The organism is Dellaglioa sp. CoH-57-MRSF-18, assembly GCF_056781995.1.
The window spans coordinates 1-771 of the sequence record NZ_JBXAXX010000026.1; the positions used below are offsets into that span (position 1 = coordinate 1).

General features: G+C 54.7%; 1 protein-coding gene. It reads right to left on the minus strand.

Annotated features, from left to right (window positions below; translation table 11 throughout):
• Window positions 1-79: 79 nt before the first annotated feature.
• The gene (locus AC1RPG_RS07840) at window positions 80-379 is read right to left on the minus strand and encodes a hypothetical protein (RefSeq protein ID WP_481762446.1); all 300 of its coding nucleotides are present in this window, start codon (window positions 377-379) and stop codon (window positions 80-82) included.
• Window positions 380-771 lie beyond the last annotated feature (392 nt).

Genomic DNA, 771 nt, shown 5'->3' on the forward strand with positions numbered 1-771 from the left:
CATGACGAGTGCGGCCACGACAGCAATCACCGCGAACACGACGAGGGTTGATACAAACAGCTCTTGATTTGACAAATGATTAATCATTGAGCAGCTCCTTTGCCTCTCGGTCGAAGAGTTCGGCACGTCGATCCACCATGTACTCCAGCGCACCCTTCAGCGACGCGTCCAAAAACGAGTCGATACGCCGAGCAAACGCCACGGCCTGTTCTTCCGTATCGAAAAACACGTTGGTCGGAAGTCCATGGGGAAAGCCCTCAGCCTCACAGTCTACGTGTCGCGGAACGATACGGATCGTGTGCCTACACTTGCCTCTGTGCTCCGGATCGGAGCCGTAGTACAGATTGGTCCACTGGCTATCGTGCTGGATTCGTGCCATATACACTCCTTACAGAGATTTGTTCGGGAATCGCACACGTGCCTTTTTGTACGCGGCCCATGCACTGTCTTCGGCCTTTATCACGGGCCCTTGTGCAACTACCACCGGATGATCGGGCGGCAGATAATCGAAAAACTGGCCCGGCGCGATGTGCCGGTTTTGATCGTCCTGCTCTTCGAGCGGAGTGACACGTGCCCCGTTTCCGTCAACCTGAATAGGACCGCATGTCTCACACAGAACCGTATAGTACCACGGCCGGCCGTCGTCATCAGCCACGGGCCCGATACCACGGAAATCGCCAGTATCCTCACCCCACATCAAGATTGAACAGTGCGAGCAAAAGTCAGCCATTTGTTACCTTTATTTTGACCATGGCCTGAATGAAACCGGCG

Excerpts from the sequence above, each read along its gene's own strand:
- AC1RPG_RS07840 (WP_481762446.1), bottom strand. The coding sequence starts at position 379 with ATGGCACGAATCCAGCACGATAGCCAGTGGACCAATCTGTACTACGGC.